The following is a 14,457-nucleotide window of genomic DNA, read 5'->3' on the forward strand; positions in this document are numbered from 1 at the left end:
GTTCATGACAGGAAATCAGCTTCTCACTCCCATGTTCGTCGACGACGGCGACACCGGTCTGCTCATCGCGGGCCTGCGCCGCTACAACTTGTTCACCAGCGTGTTCTTCCTCGGCAGGCATCGCGCGCTACTCACCGAACTCGTCACGGCCGCAGGTGTCCGCCCCGGCGACCATGTGCTCGATATCGGTTGTGGTCCGGGAAAACTCGTCCGCGCTCTCGGTGTCGCGACGGGCTCGACCGGTGCCGCTGTCGGTGTCGACCCGTCGGCGGCCGCCATCGACGACAACCGGCGGCGCGACCGCACTCCTCATCACCGCTACGAGCAGGGGCCCGCGCAGCGATTGCCTTTCGGTGATGCCGAATTCGATGTGGTGACCAGCACTTTCGTCATGCATCACATCCCGGAGCAACACCGTGCTGAGGCGCTGGCGCAGATGTGGCGTGTGCTGCGTCCCGGCGGCAGGTTGCTGCTTGCCGATGCCTCACCGTCACCTCGAATGCGCAGATTGCTCGCACCGATGTTCGGCGGCTTCGACGCTGTCGATATCCGCCGCTACCGTGACCAGCTGGCGGCCATCGGATTCACCGAGCTCGGCTACACCCAGAGCCGTTATCAGACGGGCGTTCTCACCTGTGTGAAACCCGCATCCGGAGCCGCTCAGCGCTGATCGGCTCGACTTGTCGGTGGCCTCGGCTAGGGTCGGGGCAACAGGATCGCAATCGAGCACGGGGGTGTGACATGGAGTTCGATCAGCGCGAAGCGCAGGCACGGGAATTCGCCGTCGCGGCGCACGGTGACCAGTGTTATGGGGAGCGGCCGTACGTCACCCATCTCGCGGCCGTGCGCGGTGTGCTCGACGACTTCGGCTTCGGCGGCGATCTCGCGGTGGCGGCCTGGCTGCACGACGTCATCGAGGACACCCCGGTCACCGCCGAAGAGGTCGAATCCCGTTTCGGGCGTGCGGTTCTCGATCTCGTCTGGGCGGTCACCGGCGTGGGTTCGGACCGCAAGGCCCGGAACCTGGACGCCTACACCAAGATCGCCGCCCACCCCCGCGCCGTGATCCTCAAACTCGCCGACCGCACGGCCAATGCCGAGGCGAGCCCACCCGCCTCCAGCTGGATGGGCATGTACCGCACCGAACACCCCGCCTTCAAAGCGCATCTCGGCGGACTGCTCGCCGACGACCCGACGGTCGCCCGCATGTGGGAACGTCTCGACCGCCGATTAGGCCCCGAGGTGGCCGTGCCGTCCGCGCAATGGGCCGAGATCGACCGGCTCGTCGCGGCGGGCGAACAAACACGGGCGGTGGCCGCCGTGCGCGCAGCCTTCGACTGCGACCCCGGCGAAGCCGAACGCATCCTGGCCGAACGCGCCTGACCTCAGAACGACTGCCACACAGGCTTGTTCGCGAGGGCGTACTTGTAATAGTCGGCCAGCTTCAGCTTGCTCGCGGCGGCTTCATCGATCACCACGGTGACATGCGGATGCCACTGCATCACCGAGGCCGGGCAGAACGCCGACAGCGGTCCCTCGGCGGCCGCCGCGATGGCGTCGGCCTTCCCCGCGCCGAGGGCGATCATCACCAGATGCCGGGCTTCGCGGATGGTGCCGAGCCCTTGGGTGAGCACATGGTGCGGGACGTCGTCGGGGCCGTCGAAGAACCGGGCATTGTCCCGGCGGGTCTGTTCGGTGAGCGTCTTCACCCTGGTCCGTGAGGTCAGCGACGAACCGGGCTCGTTGAAACCGATGTGTCCGTCGGTGCCGATGCCGAGCAGCTGCACGTCCACCCCGCCGGCGGCGGCGATCGCGGCGTCGTAACGCCTGCCTTCGCCCGCGATGTCGCCCGCCTCCCCGTTCGGGCTCAACACACGCGCAGGATCGAGGTTCACATGATCGACGAATTCCGACCGGATCACCGAGAAGTACGACTGCGGATGGCTTTTCGGCAGCCCGACGTACTCGTCGAGCAGAAACCCACTGGCCGTGGTGAAATCCAGTTCGCCGTCACGGTAGCGGCGCGCCAGTTCCCGGTAACTGCCGAGCGGCGACGACCCGGTGGCCAGGCCGAGAATCGCGTTGCCCTGGCGCACATAGCCGCCGACGATATCGGCGACCGTGGTGGCCACTTCGTGTTCGTCCGCGCGGATCACGATTTCCATCAGCTTCCTTCCGTTCCGGCGACGAACACCCGCCGCACCTGCCATTGCCGATCGACCACGAGCACATCGGCCCGCGCACCCGCCCGCAGCGTGCCGCGCTCGGCCCCGAGTCCGAGCACCCGCGCAGGCGTGCGCGTGGCAGCCCTGACCGCATCGACGAGGGGGATACCCGCATGCTCCACCGACCACCGCACCACCTCGAGCAGTGTCGCCGTGCCGCCCGCGATAGCGCCGGGCGAACCGTCTTCGGTGGCGAGCCGGGCGATCCCGTGCCGCACCTGCACATCCAGGGCGCCGAGCCGGTAATCACCGTCGCTCATCCCGGCGGCCGCCATCGCGTCCGATACCAGGGCGATCTGGTCGGCGCCGACGGTGTCGAACACCATCGCGACGGTCTCGGGCGCCAGATGCACACCGTCGGCGATCAGCTCGACAACCATCTCGCCGCGGCCGGCGGCGGCGAGGCAAGCGGCAGCGGGGCCGGGCTTGCGGTGATGCAGCTCAGGCATCCCGTTGAACAGGTGGGTGGCGGTGATCGGTTCGCCACCGACCCGCACTGGCCCGCCGGTTTCGGTTCGGGTCGCTCCGGAGCTGTCGGAGGGCTGCGGAGCCGTACCGGGGCTTCGTCGTGCGGATGCCGGCTCGGTTGTTCCGCGCGGGTGGACCCACTCGGCGATCCGAGCCGACGTCGTCGCCGCGTCCGCATCGGTATGTCCCAGGCTCGGCAGCACACCGTATTCGCGCATCGCGGCGAGCAATTCGCCGAAGTGCGCGGTTTCCGGCGCCAGCGTCATCGAGCGGACGGTCCCGCGCGACGCCCGGTAGATCCGCTCGAACAGCACCGGATCCCCGGCGACGATGGCCGCCGGATCCTGCGCACCACACCGCACCGCATTGATGAACGGCCCCTCGAGATGAACCCCGAGCAGCTCCCCGTCGTCCACCAGATCCGCCAGCGCCGCCGCCTGCTCGACCAACACCTCCGGCGCCGCCGACACCAAGCTACCGAGCAACCCAGTCGTGCCGTGCGCGCGATGGTGCGCCGCCGCAGCCCGCGCCCCCGCCCCGTCAGCATTGGGAAAACCGAACCCGGCCCCACCGTGACAATGCAGGTCGATCAACCCGGGCAGCACAAAGTCATCCGTGGCCTCCGGAAGTTCATGCGGACGTGGATAACTCGCCGCCGCACCAACCCACGTAATCGTCGCCCCATCGAATTCGACCACACCATCGGCGATCTCACCCTCACCCGCCCCGACGACACACCCCCGCAAGGCAGTCACGCCGACCCACCTATCCCTCTCTTGACACCGCCGGATACCGGCCTGCCCGCAACCGCCGCACCCCGCGGGCCGATGATCGACCAGCGCGCCGGCAGCGGCACAACCGTTGGCGGAGTCACTGCCCGGTATGCGCCGGCCACTGGCTTGACCGCTGAAATCGCTGCCGGAAGTTCGGCCGCCACGGCCGCCACCACACTGTCGGTGGCTGAACGTCTCGCCCCGAGCGCCGGAGCGGCGCTCACAGAGCGGACCGGCACCGCCGTCACCACCTCATGCCCGTCCAACGATCGCCGCGACCACCTCACGTGCCGTCTGTGGTCCACGCGCAGCACACGCCGCGTCGGCCGCTTCCTGACAACGCTGAATGTCGGCTCCCGCCAAGGCAGCTCGGACAGCGGGCAAGGCAGGTACCGACATCGACAGGCTCGTCACTCCGAGCCCGACCAGCACCGGGGCGAGCAGGGGATCCGACGCCGCCTCACCGCATACACCGACGGACTTGCCCGATGCCGTTCCCGCCGCGCCGACCATCGCGATCAAGTCGAGTACCGCCGGCTGCCAGGGATCGAGGAGCTGCGCGAGGCTGCCCGCCATCCGGTCCGCCGCACAGGTGTACTGGCTGAGGTCGTTGGTACCGATGCTCACGAAGTCCAGGTGCGCCAGCAGATCGGCCGCCCGCAATGCCGCCGCCGGGATCTCGATCATCGCCCCGACCTTGCGCACCCCGGATTCCCTTGCCAGCGCCGCGAATCCGGCGGCCTCGTCGGCCGTGGCGACCATCGGCGCCATCACCCACAGATCGGCACCGGTCGCCTCACCCGCGCGAGCCAAAGCGGTGAGCTGGGTGGCCAGTGTCTCCGGGAACACCGACCCGATCCGCAATCCGCGCACACCGAGCGCCGGATTCTCCTCGGTCCCGAGATCGAGAAACGGCAGCGGCTTGTCCGAGCCCGCGTCGAGCGTGCGCACCACTACGCGGCGGCCCGCGAACTGTTCGAGAACCGCTGTGTAAGAGGCGGTCTGCTCGTCCAGCGAAGGCTCCGAAGCCTTGCCGAGGTACATGAACTCGGTGCGGAACAGGCCGACACCCTCGCTGTCGACCGGTGCCGCCTTCACCGCGTCGTCGACCGTGCCGATATTGACCAGCAGGTGCACCGGGGTGCCGTCGGCCGTGCGCCCCGGCCCACTGGCCGCCGCGAGCCGCGCCTTGTCGGCGGCCGCCTGCTCGGCCGCCGCCTGCTGACGCTCGGGGCTCGGGTCGATCACCACTTCACCGGTCGAACCGTCGAGCAGCACCGGTGCGCCATCGACGAGCTTGTCGGTCTGCGGGCAGTTCACCACAGCGGGCAGACCGAGCGATTTCGCCAGGATGGCGGTATGACTGGTCGGCCCGCCTTCGCTGGTGAGCAGGCCGACCACATCGCTGCCACCCAGCATCGCCGTGTCGGCCGGCGCCAGATCGCGCGCGACGAGCACGAACGGAAATCCCGGCTCGGGGATGCCCGGCATCGGTTCACCGAGCAGCACCGCGATGGTTCGCCCGCCGATATCGCGCAGATCGGTCGCGCGTTCGGCCATGTACCCGCCCAATGCCTCGAGCTTGGCGCAGAACCCCTCGAATGCCAGGTGCACGGCGTGTGCCGTCGGCATTCCCGCCTTCAATTCCTTCTCGGCGGCGGCGACGATGCCCGGGTCGCGGGCCATCGTCGCCGACATCGAAAGGATCTCCGCCGCAACGCCGTCCACGCGCGACGCCCTGGCGGCCATTTCGTCGGCCACCCCCGCGAGCGCCGCTTTCACCCGGGCCAGTTCCTCGTCGGGTGGCCCGCCGACCGGGTCCTGCGCGGAGGTCTCGAGTTGCGATCCGAATCGCAACCACGGCGCACACACCACCCCGGGACTGACTCCGAGCCCACGGATCACCTGTTCCGGCATCGGGCGTCACTCACCTTCCGGCTTCTTGTCCAGCTTCGTCTCGGTTCCATCGTTTCGAGTATCACCGCTGTCCGCCGCTACGGGTCCGGCTTGCGCCTCGGCCACGCCGGAGACCTCGTCATCGGTCTCCGCCTCGCGGCCCGGCGTACGCAGGTTCCACTTCTTGATCACGAAGCTGAACAGGAGGTAGTACACCAGCGCGTACCCGAGGCCGATCGGGATCAGCAGCCACGCATCGGTCGCCTTGCCGAAGTTCAGCAGGTAGTCGATCGCACCGGCCGAGAAGGTGAAACCGTCGTGGATGCCGAGCGCGTTGACCAAGGCCATCGAAGTACCGGTCAGGATCGCGTGCACCACGTACAGCGGCCACGCCACGAACATGAACGAGAACTCGAGCGGTTCGGTGATACCGGTGACGAACGCGGTGAGCCCGGTGGAGAGCATGATGCCGCCGACCAGCTTCTTCTGCGACGGCCGCGCATTGCGCCAGATGGCGAAGGCGGCGGCGGGCAGCGCGAACATCATGATCGGGAAGAAGCCGGTCATGAAGGTGCCCGCGCTCGGGTCGCCCGCGAAGAAACGGTTCAGATCGCCGCGCACCAGCTGACCGGAAGCATCGGTGTAATCGCCGACGAGGAACCAGACCGTGGAGTTCAGAATGTGGTGCAGACCGGTAGGAATCAGCAACCGGTTGGCCGCGCCGTAGACACCGCCACCGACCACCGAATTGTCCGCGACCGCTTCACCGACCCAGGTGAGCGCCGAGTTGAACGCCGGATACAGGAACGCCATCGCGACACCCACCACCAGGCCGGTGACGGCGGTGAGAATGGGAACCAGCCGCCTGCCGTTGAAGAACCCGAGAAAGTCGGGCAGTTTCGTGCGATAGAACCGCTGCCACAGGATCGCCGAGAGCAGACCCATCACGATGCCGCCGAGCACGCCGTAGTTGATCAGCGCCTGGGCGCCCTTGGGGTCGGTCTTGCCTTCCAGCACGATCGGCGACATCGCCTTGAACACCCCGTCGATCACCATGTAGCCGACCACCGCGGCCAGCGCGGTCGACCCGTCGGCCTTCTTGGCCCACCCGATGGCGATGCCGACGGCGAAGATCAGCGGCAACCAGGTGAACACCGCCTGGCCCGCCGCCGAGATCACCGACGCCGCGCTTTCCAGCGCGGAGAAGCGGCCGAGTAGATCGTCCTGGCCGAGACGCAACAGGATGCCCGCCGCAGGGAGCACGGCGATGGGCAGCATCAGGCTGCGCCCGAGGCGCTGCAATCCCGCGAATGTTTTGGATTCTTGCTTGGGGCTGTCGGTAACGGCAGTCATGTCGACCTTCTTCGTCCAGCGGTTGTGAACCAGTGGCTCTGACGGGTACTGTCCGGTCATAACCAGTTGTCAGTTTGACCAGGTGGCCGACGGATGTCAACCACGAAATATGACGTGGCGCACAACCGAGGCTCCCATACTGGAACCGGCTACCACCGCGGAAAGGGAGAACACATGTCCAAAGCGGAAGCGATCGTCCAGGGCCTGGGCGGCGCGGAGAACATCGTCGAGATCGAGGCGTGCATCACCCGATTGCGCACCGAGGTGCGCGACGGCGCCAAGGTCGACGAGGCCGCGCTCAAGGCGGCGGGCGCCCACGGCGTCCTCAAGTCGGGCACCGTCGTACAGGTCGTCGTCGGTCCCGAAGCCGACACGCTGGCCGAGGACATCGGGGACATCCTGTGAACGTCACCGCCCCCCTCGCCGGCCGCGTCATCCCGCTGTCGGAAGTTCCCGACCAGGTCTTCGCCGATCAACTGGTCGGCTCCGGCGTGGCCGTCGACCCCGACCGCACCCGAGGCCCCCTCACCGTCACCGCCCCCATCAGCGGCAAACTCCTCAAACTCCACCCCCACGCCTTCGTGGTCTTCGGCGGCGGCGTAGGCGTCCTGGTCCACCTCGGCATCGACACGGTGAAACTCAAAGGCGAAGGCTTCACCCTCCACGCCACCGAAGGCGAAACCGTCGAGACCGGCACCCCCATCGTCACCTTCGATCCCACCGAGATCGCCGCCACCGGCTACCCGATCATCTGCCCGATCGTCGTAATGGACTCCCCGAAGAACTCCATCAATCCCGACACGATCGACACAGTCGTGGAACCCGGTGCACCCCTGTTCGATACGCCCTAACGGCGCGTAACACAGCCGAGAATCAGCTGTTCTGGCAGCCGATCCCGTCCCCGTCGGCATCGAGCCCGTATTCGTCGGGGCCGACTACTCGAACCGGGCCCGTGTATGCGGGCCCGTCCCCGCTGCCACCTGCACAGTCGACATCAGGTGCGATCTGAACACACGGATCGTAGGAGGGATGGCACTCGCGCGGCGGTGGCGGTGGACAGAACTGACTCGATCCGCTGTCGCACAGCAGATCGGTGAGGGGATCAGCACTGGCTTGCGCCGGAAGGACGACAGCGAGAGCTATCGCGGCACAAACGGCTGGTCCGAGAAATGAGCTCGGCCTCATGACGACTCCGATCCTGGGAACTCTGCCCAGCCTCTCGCAAACAGGCGGCAATCGACAGCGGTGAGATCGAATCGTTGGGCGCATGGTGAACCGTGACGTTTCCTTGTCCGTTCTCCTGTCAGCAGGCTGTTCTAGCCCGCATCGAATCGGGAGGACCCAAGTGAGCGCAGTGGAGCAGACCAGTGAGCAGTTCGCGCAGCGATTGTTCGAAGCGGCGCTCGGCACGGTCGACATCCTGGCCATCCATCTGGGCGACCGGCTCGGCTGGTACTCGGCGCTGGCCGCCGGCCCCGCCGACGCGGCCGAGCTCACCACCCGCGTCGGCGGCGACCGCCGATACGCGCAGGAATGGCTCGAACAGCAAGCCGCGACCGGCATCCTCGCGGTGACGCCGGACGGCCGCTTCGCCCTCCCAGCGGGCGCGGCCGAGGTGCTCACCGACACGAACAGCCTGGACTACCTCGCCCCGCTCGCGCGGATGCTGGCCGGTGCGGCGGTCCAGCTCCCCGCCCTGGTGCGCGCCTATCGCGACGGCGGCGGTGTCGGTTGGTCCGAATACGGCGCCGACGTGCGCGAATCCCAAGCCGACATGAACCGTCCCTGGTTCGAACACCGCCTGGCCGCCGATCTCGCCACCGTCCCCGACGTCCATGCCCTGCTGTCGGCTCCCGGCGCCCGAGTCGCCGATATCGGCTCCGGCGGCGGCTGGTCCTCGATCGCCCTGGCCCGCGCCTACCCCGACCTGCGGGTCGACGGTTACGACATCGACCCGCCGTCGATCACCATGGCCACCGCCAACGCCGCCGACCTCGCCCACCGCGTCCACTTCCACCACGCCGACGTCACGACCGACCTCCCGGAATCGACCTACGACGCCGTCTTCGCCTTCGAATGCGTGCACGACATGCCGTACCCGGTCGAGGTGCTGTCGGCCGCACGACGTGCGCTGCGTCCCGGCGGAGTGGTGATCGTGATGGACGAGGCCGTCGACCCGGAATTCGCTTCTCCCGCAAGCGATGTCGACCGCCTCATGTACGGCTTCAGCCTGCTCGTCTGCCTGCCGGACGGCATGGCGCACCACGGTTCGGCGGGTACCGGAACCGTGATGCGCGCCGAGCAACTGGGCGAGTACGCCCACAAGGCGGGCTTCACCACCGTCGACATCCTGCCGATCGAGAACTTCGGCTTCTGGCGGTTCTACCGGTTGACGGTCTGAGCGACCAGCTGATCGGACTCGGCGGGCCAATGCCGGGCGAGCACGTCGAAATACCGCTGGCTGCTCCACAATCGGCAGTTGCCGATCACGTACACCCGCCGCCGCGCCCGCGACACCGCCGCGTTCAGCACGTTCGGGTTGGCCGCGGCCCAGCGTCGCGAACCGCCCGCGGCGGGTGAGGTGCCGAGTACCAGCACGACCACCTCGGCCGAATTGCCACGCATGCCATGGATCGTGCCCACCTGGGCGGCGGCGAACTCGTCTCCGAGCACCTCGCGGGCGACGCGCCGCGCACCGTCGGCGACATCGCGGAAGGGGCTGACCACCCGGATGTCGTCGGCCGCGACCCCGTCCTCGCGCAACTCCGTCAGCAAGGCGCCGAGCGCCTCACCTTCACCGGGGATCCAGTTCCCCTCGGCGCGTGCGGATCTCACATCGATCCACCGATCGTGCCCCGGGAAGTCGGGCCGCTCGGGCGTGCCGAAGACGAGCAGGTCGTCGTCGTAGGCGATCCGGTGGGTCAGTTCGAAGATCGGCAGATCGCTGCGCCGATGCACCCGCAACGGTGTTCCCACCCACACCGGCCGGTCGTAATCAGCGGGTGTCAGCCAGGTCCCGAACCGCACGCCACGATCTGCCGCCTGCCGCGCCGAGGCCAGATCCGGCATCCACTCCGCATCGAGCCCGTACTGGCGAACCAGCGCTTCCTGCGCCGAAGTCGGCAGCGTCACAACGGGTCCCAGCTGACGATGATCTCCGACGATCACCGCCCGGCGCGCGCGCCACAGTCCACCTGCCACCGCCTGCGGCGCGGCCTGGCCCGCGTCGTCGACGAACAACCAACCGAGCGCCTCACGCCCCAGCCCGGCGAACAACTTGGGCAGCGCGGCGAATGTCGTCGTGAGCATCGGCACCGCGAGGAACAGTGTCTGCCAGGCGGCCGCGATGGTTTCCGGCTTCGGCGCCACCGCGAGCTCGTCGCGGATCAGCGCGATCGCCACGATCAAGTTGTCGCGCACCCGGGGCGCGGCGTTCAGCAGCAGCGCCCGATGCAGCCGCAGCGCCGAGAGGAAGAGCTCACGCCGAGCTGTCGAGTACTGCTCGTCGGCCCACGGATTGCACAGTTGGAACTGCTCGTCGTCCGCGGCGACATCACCGAAAGGAATTGTCTCCGACCAGTTCTCGCGCGCCGCTTCGATGATGTCGAGTGCTCGTGCCCGCCGGTCGGTCAAAGCGACGTGGTCACGGATGAGGGTGCGCCCGTGCTCGGCTGCCTGCGCCCACTGTTCACGCGCATGGTCGACCTCGCCCTGTCTGCGCCGCATCTCCGCTTCGGCGTCGTGGCGTTCACGCAACAACTCGTTGGAGCGCGCACTCCATCGCCGGCCGGCGCGGAATCCGGTGGACAACGACTCCGCGAACCCTGGTTTACGCCCGCCGTGCTCGGTGAGCAACGTGCTGACCCGATGATGCGTGGCCTGCGCCGCACGCAGCTGTTCGGTTGCCTGCTGATGCTGTGCGCGCCAGTGTGCGTGTGCCGCATCGGCATTGGCGATCTCCGCCGACAGCGACAGCAGGTCGTCGTTCATCGCGGGCAGCTCGGCGACCGCGTCGGCCACATCCTGACGCTGCTGTGCGAGCGTTCGAACGTGCTCGCGCCTGCTCTCGAAGTCGCGCACGGCGGTCTGCCAGTCGGGCACCGAATCCGGGTCCGCCTCGGCCTGTTTGAGCAGATCGAGCATTCCCGCCGAACCGGCCTGCGCCTTGCGCTCGGTGGCGAACCGGTCGCCGAACCAGAACTGCTCCCCGAAGGTTCGTCTCGCCCCGCCGAGCGCCGCGGCGATCAACCCCCACGCGGGTTCGCCGCTGACGAATTCGGCCAGCTCGCCGAAGTGGTTGATCCGCACGTCGGAGTCGATCGCGTCGCGGTGCTGGATCTCGGCCACCACATCGGCGGCGCTCCGGTCGCTACCGGTGGCGAGCACCACCTCGAACCCGGTCGTCTCGGGGGCGAGCCGGTGCGCGCCGACGGTGTAGTTCTTGGCGACCTGCACCTGCTCGGTGACACCGGTGAACACATCCATCGGGTCGTCGAAAGCGGCCAGCCGCTCCGCTCTTTCGACCACGATCGCCGCGAGCAGGTCCCGCAGCATCGTCGTCGTTCCGGTGCCCGGCGCGCCGTGCACGGCGAAAATCCCCGCGCTGCCGCGCAGTTCGGTCATCGCCTGATCTACCGCGAACTGCTGGCCCGCGACGAGCGGATCACCCGGCCACCGCCCGTCCGGCACGCGCTGGGGCAGCAGCCCTTCGACCATCACGTCCTGCCGTTGACGAACATCGATCCGCTGATCAATGGGCAAGGTTTCACTCGCCGCGAGGTAGTCCCGCAGCGCTGCCCCGACGTCCCCACGCTCCACCGCCGCGGCGAGCGCACGCAACTCCACGCCCAGTCCGCTGTTGAGCCGGTCCTCGGCCGCCGTGCTGTCGGCATCCCTGACCGCCACCTGCACGCACGCCACCCGCACCCCGCCGGCCCGTAGTTCGGACCGGATCGAGAGAGCCCCACACAGATCCCCCGCGAACGTCTGCAATGCCCGCCCGGTCACCAGCGGCGTACCGAATTCCTCGTTCGCCATGACGCCGCGCACGAACGCGGTGGCCGACATCCCCGCCAGCCCCGGCGAAACGACACCGTCCGCGCCCGCCGCGATCAGCGACGCGCCGACGCCACGACCGACCACATCCAGGGCACGCCAACGCGGGCCGGGATCGTCGGCTTCCGGGTCGACGCTCGGTACCTCGGTGGTCAGCAGGTCGAACGCGGCGGTGAATGCCGAGGAGTCGTGCTCGAACCCGTCGGCCCACCCCGGGTCGGCGGGGCCGGGGGAGCGCAACCGGTTGATCGCCCACGCCAGCCCCGACAGCGTCGCCGATCCCTCGACGACCATGCCGTCGTCGCTCAATGTCACCGCGAAAGTGGCTGTGGTTCCGGACTGACGCGCGTCCGCCTCGAGCTCGTCCCGCCCGAAGGCGCGCATCAGCGATTCACGCGCACGCCCCACTTCGAACAACCCGCCGAACACCACGAACTGCCATACCCGGCCCGGTTGCAGCGCGGGGAGCGAGGTGAGGTCTTCCCACGGTGCCGGTTCGTCCGCGCCGAGTTCCACCACCAGCGCACCGGTTTCGCGGCAGACGCCGACCTCCGGTACCAGTTGCGGACCGAGCAGTTCGACGGTCCGCCAGAAACGCACGAGCCGCGCGGCATGCTCGGACCCGTTCACGATGCACCCCATTCCGTCGGCCAGCATGCTGACAACTCGCACCACGGTACGTGATGGCGCGTGCCCGGGCACGGTAGGCCGATGGTCCCGTCGCCGTCGACGAGACCATCGGCGCTGGTCCTACAGGCGAGGCAGGCACCCGGCGGCCCGAAGCCGCGCCGCCAGCGACGAATTCACCATCGCACTCGACCCGCCGCCGCCGGTGAGCGCCACCAGCACGTCACCACCGAGTCCGGCGCCGATCGAGCACCCGAGCACATTGACGTCGATGTAGATGTTCTCCTTGGACTCCGGTTCCGCGACAGCCGAACCGGCCCCCACCGCCGTGGCGGCCACAACGGCCAGCATGATCCCAACAGCTTTGACGATGCGCACTAGCTCTCCTCGAATTGCGGTGATCGGAATCGGTCCATCCGGTCGCGGACCGACGAGAGGGTTGACCGAACCCCCTCCGCAGAAACCTCGAGTCCAGTCCATATTTGCGTTGACGGCCGAACCCCCGGAACCGCACGCTGACCCGATGGACGAGTTGAACCGCGCCGCAGACCTGTTCGCCGTCGGCGAGCTGGACGAGTCACATCTGACGATGATCGGCGCAGAGGCTTTGGCCCGAGGGGTCGATTCCCCGGCGCTGGTCGAACTCGCCTGCCTGCACCGAACCGATTGCCGCGACGCCCCGGAACTGTTCCGCACTGCGCTCGCCGAACTCGAGATCGTTCACCTCGGGGGTTGGCGCGAACGGGAGGTAGCTGTCCGGCTCAGGCGCGCGAATCGCAATGCCGCCGCCCTGCTGGCCGACGAAGGAGACTCCGACGAGTGCCTGCGCCTGATCTTCACTGATCTGTTCGAGCTGACGATGCGTCCCGAGCCCGAACCACCGGAGTTGGAGGAACTGGCCTGGGACTTCTACACCATGCAAATCAGCCTGGAGGACGGCCTGGATACCGCCATCATCTGGGACGAGATCCGCACAGGATGCCGAAACCTGCTGGCCGGCCCTCCCTATGCGCCTGTGTACCCGCGGGTCGGCCGGGTGAATGAAACCCCGCCCGAGCCGCACATCCCTGCGGAAACACCCGACCGTCCGAGGCTGCTGGATCGACTTCGCGCCGGGCTCGCAGCAATCCTGCGCCGATAACCCTTTGGCAGATCAGCGCAGGACCATCTCGACGACCGCCTTGGGCGCCGCCAACCATTCCCGGATGTTGTTGCGCACCTCGGTGGCTCGCCTGCACTCGCAATATGCGACAACCCCGTCGGCGTCGATATCCGCCGCCCGGCACAACGCGACCGCCCGCGGCAGATGCTGGTATTGGCTGACAATGATCGCGCGGTCGACCCCGAACATCGACCGCGCCCGCTCACACGTCTCCCGCGTGGACAGCCCCTCCCCATCCTCCCGCACGATGTCCGGGTCGACCCCGCGCTCGAGGAGGTAACGCCGCATGGACGCGATCTCGTCGCCGGAAGTCCCGCCGGCATCCCCGGACAGCAGAATCTCACGCGCCTTCCCCGCCGCGACCAATTCGATCGCCACATCCAGGCGACCCCGCAGATACGCCATCGGCGTCCCGTCCGGCGCGACCCGCGCACCGGGAACAATGACAACCGGAACAGTGGGCGCTCCGGCCACATCACTGCGATGCCCCGACGACAACATCCACATGGCCGCATTGGCACACACCGTCACCAACACCACGCCACTCGCCAACACCACGCCGGCCTTCACAACGCGACGTAACCGCCGCCGCCTTCCACTACGTTCCTCGCTCAACGCGCGACCCTCCCATTGTTGTGGTTCGAAACCCGGCCTGACTAGGGAATTTGACATCGGAATTCCAGCCACGTAACTTTATTCCAGTCAGAGCGACACGGACACCGACCCGGTGCCGAAGAGCTGGTCCGACAGGGCCGCTACGGTACAGGGAAACGAGGTAGGACGATGAGCGCCTGACCGATCATGTGTTCAGGGTTCTTCCGGATTTGCGTCCGGTCGACGCTCTGAGCTACAGTACGAACCCTTGCCTCACCGAAACCCTTCACCGGGTGGATGTTTG

General features: G+C 67.9%; 13 protein-coding genes. 6 read left to right on the forward strand and 7 right to left on the reverse strand.

Annotated elements, in window-relative coordinates:
- Positions 1-4 precede the first annotated feature (4 nt).
- Both NI2_RS06440 and NI2_RS06445 read left to right on the forward strand, forming a co-directional pair.
- Complete coding sequence (locus NI2_RS06440; protein ID WP_243749928.1) at positions 5-670, forward strand: class I SAM-dependent methyltransferase; 666 nt, start codon at positions 5-7, stop codon at positions 668-670.
- Between the two features lie 71 nt (positions 671-741).
- Positions 742-1,383 (forward strand): HD domain-containing protein, encoded by a 642-nt coding sequence (locus NI2_RS06445; RefSeq protein WP_067487377.1) that lies wholly within the window; start codon positions 742-744, stop codon positions 1,381-1,383.
- A gap of 2 nt (positions 1,384-1,385) precedes the next feature.
- On the opposite strand, the gene nagB is transcribed toward NI2_RS06445, so the two are convergent.
- The 4 genes from nagB to NI2_RS06465 all read right to left on the reverse strand — a co-directional run bounded on the left by nagB (position 1,386) and on the right by NI2_RS06465 (position 6,715).
- On the reverse strand, positions 1,386-2,165 hold the full coding sequence (gene nagB / locus NI2_RS06450; protein ID WP_067487382.1) for a glucosamine-6-phosphate deaminase: 780 nt from the start codon (positions 2,163-2,165) through the stop codon (positions 1,386-1,388).
- Complete coding sequence (locus NI2_RS06455; RefSeq protein WP_067487385.1) at positions 2,165-3,448, reverse strand: N-acetylglucosamine-6-phosphate deacetylase; 1,284 nt, start codon at positions 3,446-3,448, stop codon at positions 2,165-2,167. The genes nagB and NI2_RS06455 overlap by 1 nt, the downstream gene beginning before the upstream one ends.
- Positions 3,449-3,718: 270 nt before the next feature.
- Entirely contained in the window at positions 3,719-5,383 is a 1,665-nt protein-coding gene (gene ptsP / locus NI2_RS06460; protein WP_067487388.1) for a phosphoenolpyruvate--protein phosphotransferase, read from the reverse strand.
- A gap of 6 nt (positions 5,384-5,389) precedes the next feature.
- Complete coding sequence (locus tag NI2_RS06465) at positions 5,390-6,715, reverse strand: PTS transporter subunit EIIC (protein ID WP_067487448.1); 1,326 nt, start codon at positions 6,713-6,715, stop codon at positions 5,390-5,392.
- A 174-nt stretch (positions 6,716-6,889) separates the two neighbouring features.
- On the opposite strand from NI2_RS06465, the gene NI2_RS06470 reads away from it, so the two are divergent.
- The 3 genes from NI2_RS06470 to NI2_RS06480 all read left to right on the forward strand — a co-directional run bounded on the left by NI2_RS06470 (position 6,890) and on the right by NI2_RS06480 (position 9,116).
- Positions 6,890-7,120 (forward strand): PTS sugar transporter subunit IIB, encoded by a 231-nt coding sequence (locus NI2_RS06470; protein ID WP_067487390.1) that lies wholly within the window; start codon positions 6,890-6,892, stop codon positions 7,118-7,120.
- A complete protein-coding gene (locus NI2_RS06475; RefSeq protein ID WP_067487392.1) occupies positions 7,117-7,566 on the forward strand; it encodes a PTS sugar transporter subunit IIA in 450 nt (149 codons plus the stop codon). The genes NI2_RS06470 and NI2_RS06475 overlap by 4 nt, the downstream gene beginning before the upstream one ends.
- A 494-nt stretch (positions 7,567-8,060) precedes the next feature.
- Complete coding sequence (locus NI2_RS06480; protein ID WP_067487399.1) at positions 8,061-9,116, forward strand: class I SAM-dependent methyltransferase; 1,056 nt, start codon at positions 8,061-8,063, stop codon at positions 9,114-9,116.
- Here NI2_RS06480 and NI2_RS06485 read toward each other — a convergent pair.
- Entirely contained in the window at positions 9,098-12,442 is a 3,345-nt protein-coding gene (locus NI2_RS06485; RefSeq protein ID WP_133734051.1) for a DEAD/DEAH box helicase, read from the reverse strand. The genes NI2_RS06480 and NI2_RS06485 overlap by 19 nt on opposite strands.
- Before the next feature lie 78 nt (positions 12,443-12,520).
- Positions 12,521-12,775, reverse strand: coding sequence for a hypothetical protein (locus NI2_RS06490; RefSeq protein WP_067487404.1), 255 nt, complete (start codon positions 12,773-12,775; stop codon positions 12,521-12,523).
- A 211-nt stretch (positions 12,776-12,986) separates the two neighbouring features.
- On the opposite strand from NI2_RS06490, the gene NI2_RS06495 reads away from it, so the two are divergent.
- Positions 12,987-13,538 carry a hypothetical protein gene (locus NI2_RS06495; RefSeq protein WP_157104650.1) on the forward strand — a complete coding sequence of 184 codons (552 nt, stop codon included), beginning with the start codon at positions 12,987-12,989 and terminating at the stop codon, positions 13,536-13,538.
- A 12-nt stretch (positions 13,539-13,550) separates the two neighbouring features.
- On the opposite strand, the gene NI2_RS06500 is transcribed toward NI2_RS06495, so the two are convergent.
- On the reverse strand, positions 13,551-14,117 hold the full coding sequence (locus tag NI2_RS06500; RefSeq protein ID WP_243749929.1) for a SanA/YdcF family protein: 567 nt from the start codon (positions 14,115-14,117) through the stop codon (positions 13,551-13,553).
- Positions 14,118-14,457: the final 340 nt, after the last annotated feature.

Origin of the sequence: Nocardia ignorata NBRC 108230, from assembly GCF_001612905.1 — a bacterium.
In the GTDB taxonomy this organism is placed as follows: Bacteria; Actinomycetota; Actinomycetes; order Mycobacteriales; family Mycobacteriaceae; genus Nocardia; species Nocardia ignorata.